The sequence below is a fragment of the Aminithiophilus ramosus genome (genome assembly GCF_018069705.1).
GTDB lineage: Bacteria > Synergistota > Synergistia > Synergistales > Aminithiophilaceae > Aminithiophilus > Aminithiophilus ramosus.
The window spans coordinates 1,676,521-1,691,642 of sequence record NZ_CP072943.1 but is presented as its reverse complement, the minus strand read 5'-3'; the positions used below and the strand labels follow the sequence as shown (position 1 = coordinate 1,691,642).

Here is a 15,122-nt window from a genome sequence, read left to right as displayed (position 1 = left end):
CTTTCGTAATAAAGCTCTCCCTAAGGGAGGGGAAAAAACCAGACGGCCCAGATGTTCCCCAGCCCGTGATAAAGCGCGGCGGGGGCGACGCTGCCGTGGCGATGGCGCAGGAATCCCATGACGAGGCCGGGGAAAAAGGTGGCCAGGAAAATCGGCTCGGGTCTGACGATGCGATGGCTGAGGGCGAACAGGCCGGAGGCGACGACGATGGAGGGGAGGGCGCCGAGGCGCCGGGAGAGAAGAGACTGCACCCAACCGCGAAAAAAGGTTTCCTCGACGATGGCTGCCACGAAGCCGGCGGTGATCTGAGTTGTCGCCGTCTGCAGAGAGGGGGAATGGGGCAGCGAGAGGCCGGGCCAGCCCAGGGCGATGAAAGTCAGAGGCGGCAGGGTGAGAGCCGTCCAAAGGGCCGTTTCCTTCAGGGCCCCCGCGGGGAGAGTCCATCGGAGACCGTAGGTCTCGAAGGTCTCGCGGCGGAACCGGCACCAGAGATAGGGACCGTAGAGCATCGTTGCGGCGACGAACATGGCCATCATGGCGCAGCCCTCCTGCCATTCGACGTTTCCCGAACGCTTCTCACCGAAGAAGAGGCCCGAAAGGCCTCTTCTTCGTCCTCTCCCGCGGAGGGCAAACGCTCTGGGGCGGCTTTTTCGGACGTGCGGGCCGTCCTCTCCGAGTCGCACCGACGTCTTCTCTCGGCGAGAGCGGATCGCGACGTTCCCCGTCCGGCAAGCCGATCCGAAAGGAAGAGGAAGAAGGCGCCGGACCGATCGGACGCGGTCGCGTCTTTCCCTCCTCTAGGCTTCGACGAGGACCTCTTCTTCCGCGGCGATCCTTTCCGTCAGATCGAAGGTGGCCCTGCGGCAGTCGTCGCAGAGGCCGTAGGCGAAAATCTGGACGCTGTGGGCCTGTTGCGAGGAACCGTGACGGAGACGGTCGAGCATCTCCTCGTCGATGGGGAAATCGTAAAGGGCCCCGCAGGATTCGCAGCGAAAGTGGCCGTGAGGTTTCGGATCGGGGTCGAAGTGGACTCTTTTGTCGTCGATGCTGAGAATCTGGATCAGGCCCGAATTGGCCAGGAGCTGGGCCGTGCTGTAGATGGTGGCGTATGAGATGGTGGGGAAGTCCTCGCGCAATTCGCTATAGACCTGATCTGCCGAGGGGTGATCCATCCTGCCCTTCAGCAGACGGAGAATGGCGATGCGCTGGGACGTGATCTTGGCTCCGCCCTCACGGAGCCTGGAAATGCCTTCTTCGACGGTCCACATAGCTTCTACCTCCCTGTTCCCTGACTTGTGAAAAAGACGCCACGTTGCTTGAACCCGCTTCAATATATTAGGGCCTGGAGATATTTCTGGCAAGACCGTAGAGAAAATAATTAACACTTTTTTTTGTTAAGAAAGATGGAGATTTATGGAGGGCAAGGGGGGAAGACGTTGAACCGTTTCATTTTATGCGGCCAGGAGTACGATATTTATTGATTTTACGTTTATTTATTCTCCGGACTGGGACAAAATTTAATTTATATAAAATTTTATTATTTTATATGGCAAATGAAAGGCCGGGTTCGGATCGGGCCGGAAAAAGAGGAAGAACGCTCGACGAGGGCCATCTGGAGTATCTCCGGCCCGTCGCGGCATCCCTTTGGGCGATCCGTCGGCATCTCAGGCGAGGACGCCGAAGGGATCCTCGAGGCTTTGGGTTTCTACGGGAGTCTCTACCGGCCTGGGGGCGGATAGGGCCGGTCCGTTCGATCAAGATCCTCCGCAGGTTCGGCCGGAGGAAGGCGCCGTGCGCCGTGAAAGGCCTAGGTTAACCGGGAGATCGAGATCGCTTTCGTGATCTTTCCTCATCCGAATAGACGATTCCCGAAACCTTTCCCTTCCCAATGGGGCGGACAATCCTCTCTTTTCGGCCTTCAATCTTGACATCCTCCCGTCGAAACGGGCTATAATGGCTGGGCCTTACTGGGGTGTAGCCAAGCGGCAAGGCAGCGGACTTTGGATCCGCCATCGCTGGTTCGAATCCAGCCACCCCAGCCAGACTGCAAAGCCTGGGAAGCCCTGGGGCTTCCCGCTTTTTTTGCCGTCCCCGAAGGCTCGCCTTGAAAAGGGGATGGCCTTTGATCATTTCTTGCGGGGAGGAAGATCCATGTCCGTTTCTGCTTCAATGGCCGTTCTGGTGCTGGCGGCCGGTCGGGGTACGCGAATGAAGAGCGTTCTGCCCAAAGTTCTTCTGCCCCTTCTGGAGGAGCCCCTTCTTTCCTATCCGCTGAGGGCTCTCGCCGGCCTGGGGCTTGATCAGGTTGCCGCCGTCGTCGGTCATGAAGGAGAACGCGTCGAGGCCTACCTGAAGAAGTCCTGGCCCTCGACGAAGGTCCTCTGGCAGAGGGAGCAGAAGGGGACGGGTCATGCCGTCCTCGTCGGCCGCGACTGGTGGAAGGCTTTCGATCATCTTCTGGTTCTCCCCGGCGATGTCCCCCTCCTTTCCGCTCCCGCTCTGCGCTCGTTGGCCGAGGGACACTTCCGAAGCAGGGCCGATGCGACTTTTCTCAGCATCGAACTCGACGATCCCGCAGGCTACGGGCGGGTTGTCCGCTCCCCGCAGGGGCTGCGCATTGTCGAGCATCGTGATGCCTCTGCCGAGGAACGGGCGATCCGCGAGGTCAACAGCGGCGTCTATCTTTTCAAGACGGCGGCCCTTGATGAGGCTCTTTCGGAACTTTCCTGCGACAACTCCCAGGGCGAGTACTACCTTACCGACGTCATTCCCGCCATCGCCCGAAAGGGAGGTTTCGTCGAAGCCTCTCTCTGGGACCGTGCCGATGACCTTGCCGGCGTGAACGATCCCCTTCAGCTCGCCGCTCTGGGGCGGACCCTCCGCGACAGGATTCTGGCGTCCTGGATGGCGGCCGGAGTCAAGTGCATCGATCCCGAATCGGTCTGGGTCGGCCCCCGCGTCATGCTTGCCCCCGATGTCTTTCTCGATCCTCACGTTCAGCTTTGGGGGGCGACGGAGGTGGGCGAGGGAAGCCGCATCGGCAGTTTTTCCGTCCTCCGCGATGCCCGCATCGGGCGTTTCGTCGAGATTGTCGGCCATGTCCACGTCAGGGAGAGCACCCTCCGTGACGGCGCCAAGGCAGGTCCCTTCTCGTTCATTCGCGACGGTGCCGAGATGAGGGAGGAATCCTTCGTGGGCCGTTTCGTCGAGGTGAAAAAGAGTGTCATCGGCGAAAAAAGCAAGGTCCCTCATCTTTCCTACATCGGCGATGCCTCCGTCGGCGAGGGGACCAATATCGGGGCCGGAACGATCACCTGTAACTACGACGGCAAGAACAAGCACGAAACGCACATCGGCAAGGACTGTTTTATCGGAAGCGATACCATGCTTGTGGCGCCCCTCACCGTCGGCGATCGCGCCGTCATCGGTGCCGGTTCGGTCATCACCCACGATGTTCCTGAGGGGGCCTTGGCTGTGGCACGGGCCAGGCAGCGCCTGATCGAAGGGTGGGAAGAGAAGAAAAAGGGAAAAAAGGATTGAGGGGGGAGCGATCATGGTTTCAAAAGTCAGGGAGATGAAGGTTTTCAGTGGAAGCGCCCACCCGGAGTTCGCGGCCCGGGTCTGTGAAAATCTGGGCGTCTCTCTCGCTGCCACCAAGCTTTTCCGTTTTTCCGACGGAGAGATCGGAGTCTCCATCGAGGAGAGCGTCCGCGGAGCCGACGTCTTCGTCATTCAGCCGACGTGTGCGCCTGTCAACGAAAACATCATGGAACTTCTCATCATGGTCGACGCCCTGCATCGCGCCTCGGCCTATCGCGTCAATGTCGTCACGCCCTACTTCGGCTACGCCCGGCAGGACCGCAAGACCCGGGCCCGGGAGCCCATCACGGCCAAGCTCGTCTGCAATATCATCGAAAAATCGGGGGCCGACCGCCTCGTCGCAGCCGATCTTCATGCCGGACAGATTCAGGGATTCTTCGACATTCCCGTCGACCACCTGACGGGAATCAATCTGTTGGCCTCGGCTTTCAGGACCGAGCTCAAGGAGGCCATCAGAGAGAGCCGCGTCGTCGTCGTCTCCCCCGACATCGGCGGCGTCGTCCGTGCCCGCCGCTTTGCGGTTCAGCTCAACGCCGATCTGGCCATCGTCGACAAACGCCGCTCTCACGACGTGGCCAACTTCTGCGAGGTGATGGAGATCATCGGTCACGTCGAGGGCAAGATCGCCATTCTCGTCGACGATCTTATCGATACGGCCGGAACGATGGTCCAGGCCGCCGTCGCGCTGAAGGAACGGGGGGCCGAGAAAGTCTACGCCTGCGCCACCCACGCCGTTCTCTCCGGTCCCGCCGTGGATCGCCTGTCGGAGTCGGAAATCGAGAAGGTCCTTCTCACCGACACGATTCCGTTGCCTCAGGAGAAGAAGTTGGATAAGATAACCACGCTGTCCATCGCCCCTCTTTTCGCTGACGCCATCAGCCGGATTCACTCCGATCACTCCGTCAGCATCCTTTTCCGGTAAAATAGGGTATTCCTGACTCGGTCAGAATTCGTTTTCGGAGGTGCACAATCAATGAAGGATGTTTTTAAAATCGCCCTGACGGGGCGGGAAGAAACGGGTAAAGGTGCCTGTCGGAAGGTCCGCGCGGAGGGGTTCGTCCCCGTCGTTTTCTATGGCCCCGGCATCGAAGGAGCGCTTGCCGCCAAAGCCGACCTGAAGGATCTTCAGCCCGTCTTCCGGGCCGGGAATTGGGAGACGACTCTCATCCACCTTTCGCTGCCCGATGGGACGGAGGAAACGGCTCTCATGAAGGACGTCGCCCGAGATCCCCTCAACGGCGACCTTCTCCACGTCGATTTCTACAAGCTCGTCAAGGGGCACAAGGTGACGGTCAACGTTCCCGTCGAGCTTGTCGGCCGCGAAGAGTGTCCCGGCGCGAAGGCCGGCGGCGTCGTCGAGCTTCACCTCCACGAGGTCGAGATGGAGGTTCTTCCCACGGAAATTCCCGAGTCCATCGTCGTCGACGTGGCGGCGCTCGGCCTCGACGATGCGATTCTCGTCTGTCAGATTCCCTTTCCCGAGAGCGCTCACCTTCTCGTCGATGCCGATGAGGTCGTCGTCGCCGTCAGCCGTCCTCGAGGCCTCGTCGACTCCGAGGAGGCAGAGGCGCCTGCCGAGGTCGAAGTCGTCGGAAAGGGCAAGAAGGGCGAGGAGGCTTAAGCTCTCTTGCGACTCGTCGTGGGGCTCGGCAATCCCGGGCCCCGTTACGCCTTCTCCCGACATAACGTGGGATGGCTCGTCGTCGACGGCATTTTGGCCCCTCTTGAGGGGACCAAGGCTCGGACTCGCTATCACGGCCTCTTTTGGGGGCCGTTCTCGGCTCGGGGAGGGGAGTTTTCCCTCCTCAAACCGACGACGTACATGAATCTCAGCGGACGGTCCGTCGGCGCCGCCTGCCGCGAGATTCCCCTCGATCCCTCCCGTCTGCTCGTCGTCTGCGACGATATCCATCTTCCTCTGGGGAAGATCCGTTTCCGCCGCAGAGGTTCTGCCGGGGGGCACAACGGCCTGATTTCCGTCATCGGAGCCGTCGGCACCGATGAGGTGCCCCGGTTGCGTATCGGCGTCGGCGAACCGCGGGGAGGAGATTTGGCCGATTGGGTCACGGCGGAGTTCTCCCGTTCCGAGGAGCCTCTTCTCGACCGGGTCCTCGAGGTGGCCGTCCAGGCCGTAGAGGACTGGCTCGGCGGCGAGGATATGGAGAAACTGGCGGGCCGCTACAACGGGCTCTGTCTTTCGTGAGGGCGCCTTCGGCGATGGCGTCCGACGGGCTCCCCTCCGGTTTCTTCCAACTGTCCCAGGAACGATGGCATCGAGGGACGTCGGTTCACGTCGCCGCAGGCGGCGCCGCTTGGCTCTGGGCCTGCGGCGCCCCTTCGTCCCCCCTTCTCGTCCTCCTTCCCGACGGAAATCAGGTCCGCGATTTCCTCTGGAACGCCGAATCCCTCTGGCCTGACGTCGGGCGGCTTCACCTCGAAGAGCCCTCCCTTACGGGGGAGGGAGCGCGAGCGGCCCTTCTCCTTCAGCGGGGCGAGACCCTCTCCCGTTGGCACCGAGGAGGAGGGCTCCTTGTCGCCTCGCCGGGAGCGCTCATGGCCCCCTATAGCGTACATGACCGGCTTTTTCCTGTGGCCCGAGGCGAGGCCGTCGGTCGTGAAACGCTTCTGCGGTGGCTTCAGGAGACGGGATACGAGCGCGTCGATCTCGTCTGGGCGCCGGGCCAGTTCGTCGTTCGCGGCAGCATCGTCGACCTCTTCGACCCCGCCTACCGCCTTCCCCTTCGCCTGGAATTCTTCGACGACGACATAGAAAGCCTGCGTTCCTTCCGTCCGGAAGATCAGCGGAGTGTCGCCACCTTCGACCGGCTGGAGCTCCACGGCATCCACGGCCGGAGCGAACTTCCCCCTCTCGAAGCTTTCTTCCCCGCCGAGGCCCGCCTTCTCCTCTGTGACCCCGCCAAAATCGAGACACAGGCCGAGGCCTTTTCCTGGCTCTGGAGTCGCCTCGCCGAGGAAGAGTCTCTTCCGCCTCTTCTTCCCTGGCTCGATCTGGCCTTTACCCTGGGGCGCCTTCCGCGAATCCGCATCGAAAAAGACCTGGCCCGGTCGGCCCTGCGGCGCAACATCCTCCCCCTTCCCTCCTTTCGGGGCAGGTGGAGGGATGTCGAGGCCTCCCTCGTCCAATGGAGTTCTCCCTGGCAGGTCACCGTCTTTTCCCGTAACGCCCAGGTCCTTCTCTGGGCGCGGGAGCGGGGCTGCCGGACCGTCGAGGGCTCCCTCTCCAACGGTTTTCAGGACCTGGATAACCGGATCGTGTGCCTTACCGACACGGAACTTCTGGGCCTCTCGACGCCGCCCTCGGGCGGTCGGTCCGTCCCGCGCGAGTGGAGCGACCAGATTCATCCCGGCCAATGGGTCATCCACGAGGACTACGGGCTGGGACGCTTCCTCGGCGTCGAAAGGGTAGACGTCTCCGGCGGCACCCAGGAACATCTGGCCCTTCAGTTCGCCGAAGATCGACGCCTTCTGATCCCGACGGCGCAGATCGACAGGCTTACGCCCCATCACCCCGCGCCGGGAGAGGAGCCGGAGCCCGATGATCTGAGGAGGAGAAACTGGAAAAAGGCCGTCGAGCGAAGCCGTGAAAGCGCGCAGGAGACGGCACGGGCCCTCCTTGAGATCTACGCCAAACGGGAGACGCTCCAGGGATTCGCCTTTCCTCCCGATGATGCCCTTCAGGAAGCCTTCGAAAGCAGTTTCCCCTACGTGGAGACCAACGATCAGCTTCGGGCCATCGATGACGTCAAAAGGGATATGGAGCGTCCCGTTCCCATGGATCGCCTCATCGTCGGCGACGTGGGATACGGCAAAACGGAAGTGGCCCTTCGGGCCGCCTTCAAGGCCGTTCTCGCCGGGAAACAGGTGGCTCTTCTCGTCCCGACGACGCTCCTGGCCCAACAGCACCAGGAGACGTTCTCCGGTCGCCTCGGTCCTTTCGGCGTCGAAATCGGCCTTCTCTCCCGCTTCGTCACGACGGCGACGCAGAGAAAAATCATCGCCGACACGGCCGAAGGGAAAATCGACATCCTCATAGGAACCCATCGTCTCGTCCAGAAAGACGTCGACTTCAGGGACCTGGGGTTGCTCATCGTCGACGAAGAACATCGTTTCGGCGTTCTCCACAAGGAGAGACTCAAGGAACGTTTCCCTCACGTCGATGTCCTTACGCTGACGGCGACGCCCATTCCGAGAACGCTTCACCTCTCTTTGGGCGGCATTCGCGATATCTCCCTCATCTCGACGCCCCCCCGCGACCGTCATCCCGTCATCACCGTCGCCGGTCCCTGGCGGGACGATCTCGTCCGCCGCGCCGTCGCTCGCGAGTTGGCTCGGGGGGGACAGGTCTTTTTCGTCCATAACCGGGTCCGCACCATCGGAGCCCGAGCCGAAATGTTGCGACGTCTCTTCCCCGAAAGCCGCCTCTCCGTCGCCCACGGCCAGATGGCCGAAGGGCCGCTGGAGCGGACCGTGGCCGCCTTTGTCCGAGGAGAATCGGATATCCTCGTCTGTACCACCATCGTCGAAAGCGGCCTTGATATCGCCAGGGCCAACACCCTCATCGTCGATGACGCCCAAGACCTGGGGCTGGCTCAGATGTATCAGCTCCGCGGACGTGTCGGCCGCCGCAGCGAGCAGGCCTTCGCCCTTTTCCTCTATCCGGACGACAAGGAGATATCCCGGGAATCCCGGGAGCGTCTCGAGGCCATAGCCGAGATCGCCGATCTGGGCACGGGGTATCGCCTTTCCCTGAGAGATCTGGAAATACGAGGCGGCGGCGAGATCATCGGCACCTCTCAGCACGGTCATGGAGCCGATCGTGTCGGCTATCTCTACTACTACAAGATGTTGGAGGAGGAGATCGCCCGCCTCAAGGGGGAGGAACGTCGGGAAACGGTCATCGAGGTCCGGATCCCCGCCTCCATTTCCGAAGGCTACATTCCCCAGCCGGCGATTCGTCTGGCTCTTTACAGGAGAATTCTGCGGGCCCGGAACGGTTCGGAGTTGAGGGATCTTGCCCTGGAGCTCGACGATCGATTTGGTACAATGCCCTCTGGGGTCGCTTTTCTTCTCGCCCTGGCCCGTCTGCGTCTGTTGGGGGCGACCCGTGGCATCGCAAGGATCGTGAGCGGAGAGGATCAGACCGTCATCGAAGGCGATATTCCTCGCCTGGCCCCTCTTCTCCTTGCCGCCGGCGGCTGGCTTCTGACCGAAGGGCGGGCCTTTGGGCCCGGAGGCAGTCCTGCGCTCGTCGACCTGGCATCCAGAATCGACGACGGAAACGCCGATGAATCAAAAAAGGAGGGTCTCCATCGTGACGTGTTCCAAGGGGGAGAAATTTGAAGCTCTTTTGGATATAATGGCCAGACTGAGGGCACCCGACGGCTGTCCCTGGGACAGGGAGCAGCGTCCTCAGGATCTGAAGCCCTACATCGTCGAAGAGGCTTACGAACTGGTCGATGCCCTTGACGGCGACGACGGATCGGTCGTCGAGGAATCGGGCGATCTGTTGCTTCAGGTCGTCTTCCTGGCCCAGATGGCCACGGAGGAGGGGCGGTACGACATGGGCGACGTCGTCGATGCCATCTCGGCCAAACTGGTCCGGCGTCATCCTCATGTCTTCGGCGACACCGAAGTGGAGGGCAGCGGCGATGTCGCCCGCAACTGGGAGCGCATCAAAGGCGAGGAGCGGCGCGAGAGGAAGAAAAAGGATACGCTTCTTTCGGGTGTCCCGCGCAGCCTTCCCGGGCTTTTGCGGGCCCATCAGCTTCAGGAGCGGGCCGCCAAGGTCGGTTTTGACTGGCCCTCGGGAGATCTGGATTCCGTTCTCGACAAGGTCGCCGAAGAGATCGAAGAGCTTCGCCGGGCCCGTCGCCTCGGCGAGGGAAGGGAGCGGGTCGAAGAGGAGCTGGGCGACCTCTTTTTCGCCCTGGCCAACTTGGCTCGCCACCTCGGTGCCAATGCCGAGGTCGTCGTCCAGAAGGCCAACGGAAAGTTCTCGTCACGCTTCAACTACATCGAAGAGCGGGTTCGGGCCACAGGAAGGGCCTGGCAAGACTATTCCCTTGAGGAGTTGGAGGGCCTCTGGCAGGAGGCCAAAGAGGTTTCTGCGGAGGTGTAAGTCATGACAGATGTCCCCAAAAACGGAACGCGATCGAATTCTTCTTCCGGAACCCCGCGAGGGCCGGAGCCCGCGGGAGAGGGGCCGACTGCCTCCCTTCCCGTGACGAGGCGCGTCGGCATCACGGAAACGGCCCTGCGCGACGCCCATCAGTCCATCATGGCCACCCGCCTTCGGACAGAGGATATGCTCCCCGTCGCCGAGAAGATGGATGACGTGGGCTATCACTCTCTCGAAGTCTGGGGCGGGGCCACCTTCGATTCGGCCATGCGCTTCCTCGACGAGGACCCCTGGGAGCGACTCCGTCTCCTGCGGAAGTGTTTCAAAAAGACGAAACTGCAGATGCTCCTGAGGGGACAGAACCTTCTGGGCTACCGTCACTATGCCGACGATGTCGTCGTCGAGTTCGTCAAAAGGGCCGTGGGCAACGGGATCGACATTATCCGCTGCTTCGATGCCCTCAATGATCTGCGTAACCTGGAGACGGCCGCCGCACAGGTGAAAAAGGAGGGGGCCCACCTCCAGCTGGCCATCTCCTATACCATATCGCCCGTTCACACGACGAAGGCCTTCGAGGAACTGGCCTTCCAGATGAAGGCCATGGGCGCCGATTCGATCTGCATCAAGGACATGGCCGGTCTCCTCAGTCCCTCCGAATCCTATCCCCTCGTCAAGGGCATCAAGGAGAGGACCGGCCTTCCCGTCCAGGTCCACAGCCACTACACGACGGGACTGGCGGCTATGAGTTATTTCGAGGCCTGTCGGGCAGGAGCGGATGTCGTCGACTGCGCCATCTCCCCCCTTTCCATGGGAACGAGCCAGCCGGCCACGGAAGCCATGGTGGCCGCCCTGGCGGGAACGCCTTACGATACGGGGCTCGATCTGGAACGTCTCGTCCCCGTGGCGGAACATTTCCGCCACGTCCGCGAACACTACAGTAAACTCGTCGTCGACCTTCACGGCGTCGACATCAACATCCTCCGCTACCAGATTCCCGGCGGCATGTACTCCAATCTGGTGAGCCAGCTCAAGGAACAGAACGCGCTCGACAAACTCGACGCCGTCCTCCGGGAAGTGCCTCAGGTCCGCATGGAGATGGGCTATCCTCCCCTGGTGACACCCACGAGCCAGATCGTCGGCACCCAGGCGACGCTCAACGTCCTCGTCGGCGAGCGATGGAAGGTCATTCCGAAAGAGGTGAAAAACTATTTCCTCGGCTACTACGGCAGACCTCCCGCACCGGTCGACGAAGAGATTCGGGGAAAGGCCATCGGCGACGAAAAAGCCATAGAGGGGCGTCCCGGCGAACATCTCAGGGGAGAGATGGCCGATGCCGTCAACGCCGCAGGCGTCTGGGCCCTCCAGCCTGAAGATTATCTGAGCTATGTCCTTTTTCCCGCCGTGGCGAAGGATTTTCTCCCCCGGAAATTTTCCAAAGTCACCTACAGGAACATCGGCCTCGGCGAGGCCATAGAGGGCGTCGCGTACCCCCTTTAGAGCGCTTTGATGGCGACCGTGATATAATGATTTTCCGTAAGACTTGGGCGGTTCCGGGCCTTATATCAAGGGCTGTCTCGTCCAGAGACGGCGCAAAGGAGAGCATCCGACGATGGAGTTAGAAAACCGGATCAAAAGCGTCATCGACCAGAGCGTCCGTCCCGCTCTTCAGAGCCACGGCGGCGATATCGATTTCGTCTCCTTCGAGGCTGGGTCGGGGCTCCTCAAGGTCCTTCTCAAGGGGGCCTGCGGGACCTGTCCCTTCGCGCAGGAGACGCTCCGCGCTCAGGTCGAGACGGTCCTCAAAGACGAGTTCCCCGAGATAATCCGAGTGGAACGGGCCTGATCGTCCCGTGGAGGCGAAAGGGCCGGGACAAAGAGTGATGGGGTCTCAGAGCCGTCACATCCCCGTCGATGGGGGAGAGGTCGTCGCGCGCCTTGTCGGGCCGGGCGACGAAAACCTTCGGGCCCTCGAGGAGCGCTATCCCGTCTCGGTCGTCCTTCGCGGATCGGAATTGACCGTTCAGGGACCTGACGGTGAGGTCGTCGAGCTCGTCTCGGATCTGCTGGTCCAGTTCGTCGCCGTGGCCCGTCGGGGTCATCGTGTCACCCTTCCCGAGGTCAAACTGGCCATGAATGCCTTGGCCGACGGAGGCCGGGCCGACGTGGCCGGTCTCCTCGAAGAGGTGACGTGCATCACCGCGAGGGGCAAAGCCGTGCGTCCCAAAACGGCGGGGCAGAAGCGCTACATCGAGGCCATAGGCAGAAACGACATCGTTTTTTCCATCGGTCCCGCCGGAACGGGCAAGACCTACCTGGCCGTCGCTGTCGCCGTCGCGGCTCTCAAGGCGGGCCATGTCAATCGCGTCGTGCTGGTCCGTCCCGCCGTCGAGGCGGGAGAGAGCCTGGGCTTCCTCCCCGGCGACCTTCAGGAAAAGGTCGCACCCTACCTGCGCCCCCTGTACGACGCCTTTTACGAGCTTCTCTCTCCTGAGCGTTTCGCCCGTTACGTCGAAAAAGGCGTCATCGAGATTGCCCCGTTGGCTTACATGCGAGGCAGAACCCTCAATGACAGCTTCATCATTCTCGACGAGGCTCAGAATACGACGCCGGAGCAGATGAAGATGTTCCTCACGCGGCTCGGCTTCGGGTCGAAGGCTGTCGTGACGGGAGACGTCACTCAAATCGACCTGCCCTCGGGCAAGGACTCCGGTTTAAAGGTGGTGCAGCACGTTTTGGGCGGCATTGAAGGGATCGAGTTCGTGACTCTCGGGCACAGAGACGTCGTCCGCCACGAAATCGTCCAGAAAATCGTCCAGGCCTATGACCGCTATGAAGAACAGCGACGGCCCCAATAAGCGGAACGGCACTCGCCGACGCCTTTTCCGGGTTTTGGGCGCTCCCGCCCTGCGCCTCGGTTGGGGTGTCCGTGTCGTGCTGCTTGTCGCCGCTGCCGCCATTCTCCTCTGGGGCTGGTGGGCCGACAGCAAAGATGCCTATCGCGTCGGAAGGCCGGCGCCGCAGACCTATGTCGCCCTCTACACCTCCTCCTTTGAGGATCGCGAGGCCACGGACCTTTTGCGCCAGCGCGTCGCCGAAGAGGTGGCCGCCGTCCTCCTCAAGGACGGTCTTCTTCACCGGGAGCTGGAAGATCAGCTCCGGCTTCTCGGAGGGGAGGGAGGGATGGCCCTCCTCCCTCCCTCGCTGGTGCAACTCCTTCTGGACTTTCCCGAGGGGCGCCGCAAGGCGCTGCTCGAAGTGGCCCAGTCCATTGGGCTCGATCTCCTCTCCAAAACGAACGCCTCTTTGTCGATCGACGATCAGGAACTCTGGTCGGCCCTGGAGTCGACGGGGCTCGATTGGTCCGATCGCAATGTCGTCTTCCAGATGCTTGACAGTCTCCTCGAGCCCACCGTCCGCGTCGACGACGAGGCGACCGTCGATCTGCGCAAGCGCCGTTCGGCCATGGTGCGCCCTGTCGAGAGAGTTCTCCGGAGCGGTGAAGTCATCGTCAAAAAAGACGACATCGTGACGACCCAACAGGCCGTTCTTCTCTCCCGACAGGGCTTTCCCGAGGCCCATTTCCCCTGGCGTCATTTCTTCTTCTCCCTTCTGGCCGTCCTGGTCTGGAGCTTCTGGCCCGACGTCTTCATCCTCCGTCGAGGCCTCTCCTTCGATCAAAGGGAGTGGCTTTTCTTCGTCACCCTCGTCGTCTCCGGATGGCTCTTCCAGGCTCTCGGGAGCCGCTTCGGTCTTGACGGCCTCGGCATTCTCCCCTTCGCCGGCTGGGCCTTTCTCACCCTGCCTCGGGATTTTTCCTTCCATCTGGTCCTCGGGGCCGGGACGGTCGGCGCCCTGTTGGCCATGGAAGCGCCGTCTTTCGCCTATCTGCTTCTGGTCATGACGAGCGTGGCCGTCGCCGGGCTGGGGCATCTGCTCCTTCACGAAATCCGCAGCCGCGTTCACCTCTGGCAGCAGTTCTTCCTTGTCGGTCTCGGCGGGGCGGCGGCGGCCCTCTTGGGGCGATGGTGGATGGGCATCGGGGTGACCTTCGAGCGCGTCGGCACCTACGTCCTCGCCGCCGCAGCCCTGGGCATGATCGTCATCGCCGTCCTTCCCCTCTGGGAAAACCTGTTCGATGTCATCTCCCCTCTGCGGCTCATCGAGCTGAGTCACCCCTCGAACCGCCTCCTCAAGCGTCTTCAGGTCGAGGCGCCGGGGACCTACCACCATACCCTTATGGTAGGGACTCTGGCCGAATCGGCAGCTGACCGCCTGGGGCTGAACAGCCTGCTGGTGAAGGCCGGAGCCTATTACCACGATATCGGCAAGCTTCGCCGCCCTCAGTTTTTCGTCGAAAATCAATTTCAGGGAGAGAACGTCCACGATGAGCTGGCGCCGACCCTGTCGGCCCTCATCATCATCTCCCACGTCCGCGAGGGCATGGACCTGGCCGCCGAGCACGGCCTGCCCCGGGTGATCCGGCGCTTCATCACGGAACACCACGGAACGACCTGCCTGGGATACTTCCAGCGCAAGGCGAAGGCCATGGGGGAAAACCTTCCTCGGGAGCAGTTCTGCTACCCCGGTCCGCGTCCCCAGTCGGCCGAAACGGCTCTCGTCATGCTCGCCGACTCCACGGAGGCCGCCGTTCGCGCCGCCGGCGGAAACATCCAGGACGTTTTCGAGCTCGAGGAGACGGTGGGACGGGTCATCGAATCCAAACTTCAGGAAAAACAGCTCGACGAGGTCTCGTTCAGCCTCAAAGACCTTGCAACGGTAAAGAGTGTCTTCGTCGATGTTCTGCGGTCGATGTACCACAGCCGACAGGTCAAGGAAATTCCGAAGCCGGCTGATACCAAACAGGAGGGATCTGCGTGAACGTGGAACTGCAATTGGAAGAGGGAGATTCGGCCAACCCCCGAAGTCCGCTGCCCGAGGCTATGGAAAAGGCCCTGAAGGAGATCTTGCCGGCGATGATCGTCGAAGTTCGCCCCGAGCTGGACGTGAAGGAGTCGGTCGAGGTCTCTTTGCTTTTTGTCGATCCTGCGGCGATGGCCGACCTCAACGGCCGTTACCGACAGATCGGAGAGGCCACCGATGTCCTCTCCTTCCCCCAGTGGGAGGACGAAAAGGGGCGGTTTCTCCCTCCGGACTGGCCCCTTCTTCCCCTGGGCGACGTCGTGGTCTGTTGCGATGTGGTGCGGAGGGAGGCCCGGGCACGGAACGTGCCCTTCCTCTCCGAGGTCCTCCTCGTCATCTTCCATGGTGTCCTGCATCTTCTAGGCCTCGACCACGGCACGGCCGAAGAGGAGGCCCTCATGTGGGAAATCCAGGAGCGCTATCGAGACAGGGCTCTGGCCCTGGTCGAGCGGGGAGCCTGAAC

13 protein-coding genes and 1 tRNA gene are annotated in these 15,122 nt (G+C 61.9%); 12 read left to right on the top strand and 2 right to left on the bottom strand.

The features are described 5' to 3' along the window. Window positions 1-20 precede the first annotated feature (20 nt). Together mrtS and KAR29_RS07750 are read right to left on the bottom strand one after the other, a co-directional pair. Window positions 21-536 carry a Synerg-CTERM system glutamic-type intramembrane protease MrtS gene (mrtS, locus tag KAR29_RS07755; protein WP_274372435.1) on the bottom strand — a complete coding sequence of 172 codons (516 nt, stop codon included), beginning with the start codon at window positions 534-536 and terminating at the stop codon, window positions 21-23. 261 nt (window positions 537-797) lie between these two features. Then, window positions 798-1,268, bottom strand: a complete 471-nt coding sequence (locus tag KAR29_RS07750) for a Fur family transcriptional regulator (protein ID WP_274372434.1) — start codon at window positions 1,266-1,268, stop codon at window positions 798-800. Window positions 1,269-1,968: 700 nt separating this feature from the next. Here KAR29_RS07750 and KAR29_RS07745 point away from each other — a divergent pair. The 12 genes from KAR29_RS07745 (at window position 1,969) to ybeY (ending at window position 15,120) form a co-directional block, all read left to right on the top strand. Beyond that, window positions 1,969-2,042: transfer RNA gene (locus tag KAR29_RS07745), tRNA-Gln, on the top strand. Between the two features lie 127 nt (window positions 2,043-2,169). Next, window positions 2,170-3,540, top strand: coding sequence for a bifunctional UDP-N-acetylglucosamine diphosphorylase/glucosamine-1-phosphate N-acetyltransferase GlmU (gene glmU, locus KAR29_RS07740; RefSeq protein WP_274372433.1), 1,371 nt, complete (start codon window positions 2,170-2,172; stop codon window positions 3,538-3,540). Window positions 3,541-3,553: 13 nt separating this feature from the next. After that, complete coding sequence (locus KAR29_RS07735; RefSeq protein ID WP_274372432.1) at window positions 3,554-4,522, top strand: ribose-phosphate diphosphokinase; 969 nt, start codon at window positions 3,554-3,556, stop codon at window positions 4,520-4,522. 51 nt (window positions 4,523-4,573) lie between these two features. Next, a complete protein-coding gene (locus KAR29_RS07730) occupies window positions 4,574-5,221 on the top strand; it encodes a 50S ribosomal protein L25 (protein WP_274372431.1) in 648 nt (215 codons plus the stop codon). A 6-nt stretch (window positions 5,222-5,227) separates the two neighbouring features. After that, window positions 5,228-5,803, top strand: coding sequence for an aminoacyl-tRNA hydrolase (gene pth / locus KAR29_RS07725; protein ID WP_274372430.1), 576 nt, complete (start codon window positions 5,228-5,230; stop codon window positions 5,801-5,803). 14 nt (window positions 5,804-5,817) lie between these two features. Beyond that, window positions 5,818-8,961 carry a transcription-repair coupling factor gene (mfd, locus tag KAR29_RS07720; RefSeq protein WP_274372429.1) on the top strand — a complete coding sequence of 1,048 codons (3,144 nt, stop codon included), beginning with the start codon at window positions 5,818-5,820 and terminating at the stop codon, window positions 8,959-8,961. After that, on the top strand, window positions 8,933-9,739 hold the full coding sequence (mazG, locus tag KAR29_RS07715; RefSeq protein WP_274372428.1) for a nucleoside triphosphate pyrophosphohydrolase: 807 nt from the start codon (window positions 8,933-8,935) through the stop codon (window positions 9,737-9,739). The genes mfd and mazG overlap by 29 nt, the downstream gene beginning before the upstream one ends. A gap of 3 nt (window positions 9,740-9,742) precedes the next feature. Then, window positions 9,743-11,236 (top strand): pyruvate carboxylase subunit B, encoded by a 1,494-nt coding sequence (locus KAR29_RS07710; protein WP_407649470.1) that lies wholly within the window; start codon window positions 9,743-9,745, stop codon window positions 11,234-11,236. Between the two features lie 112 nt (window positions 11,237-11,348). Beyond that, the gene (locus tag KAR29_RS07705) at window positions 11,349-11,582 is read left to right on the top strand and encodes a NifU family protein (RefSeq protein ID WP_274372426.1); all 234 of its coding nucleotides are present in this window, start codon (window positions 11,349-11,351) and stop codon (window positions 11,580-11,582) included. A 37-nt stretch (window positions 11,583-11,619) separates the two neighbouring features. Beyond that, a complete protein-coding gene (locus KAR29_RS07700; protein ID WP_274372425.1) occupies window positions 11,620-12,594 on the top strand; it encodes a PhoH family protein in 975 nt (324 codons plus the stop codon). Next, on the top strand, window positions 12,560-14,617 hold the full coding sequence (locus tag KAR29_RS07695; protein WP_274372424.1) for an HD family phosphohydrolase: 2,058 nt from the start codon (window positions 12,560-12,562) through the stop codon (window positions 14,615-14,617). Before KAR29_RS07700 ends, KAR29_RS07695 begins: the two co-directional genes overlap by 35 nt. Then, a complete protein-coding gene (gene ybeY / locus KAR29_RS07690; RefSeq protein WP_274372423.1) occupies window positions 14,614-15,120 on the top strand; it encodes an rRNA maturation RNase YbeY in 507 nt (168 codons plus the stop codon). Before KAR29_RS07695 ends, ybeY begins: the two co-directional genes overlap by 4 nt. The last annotated feature ends 2 nt before the right edge of the window (window positions 15,121-15,122 follow it).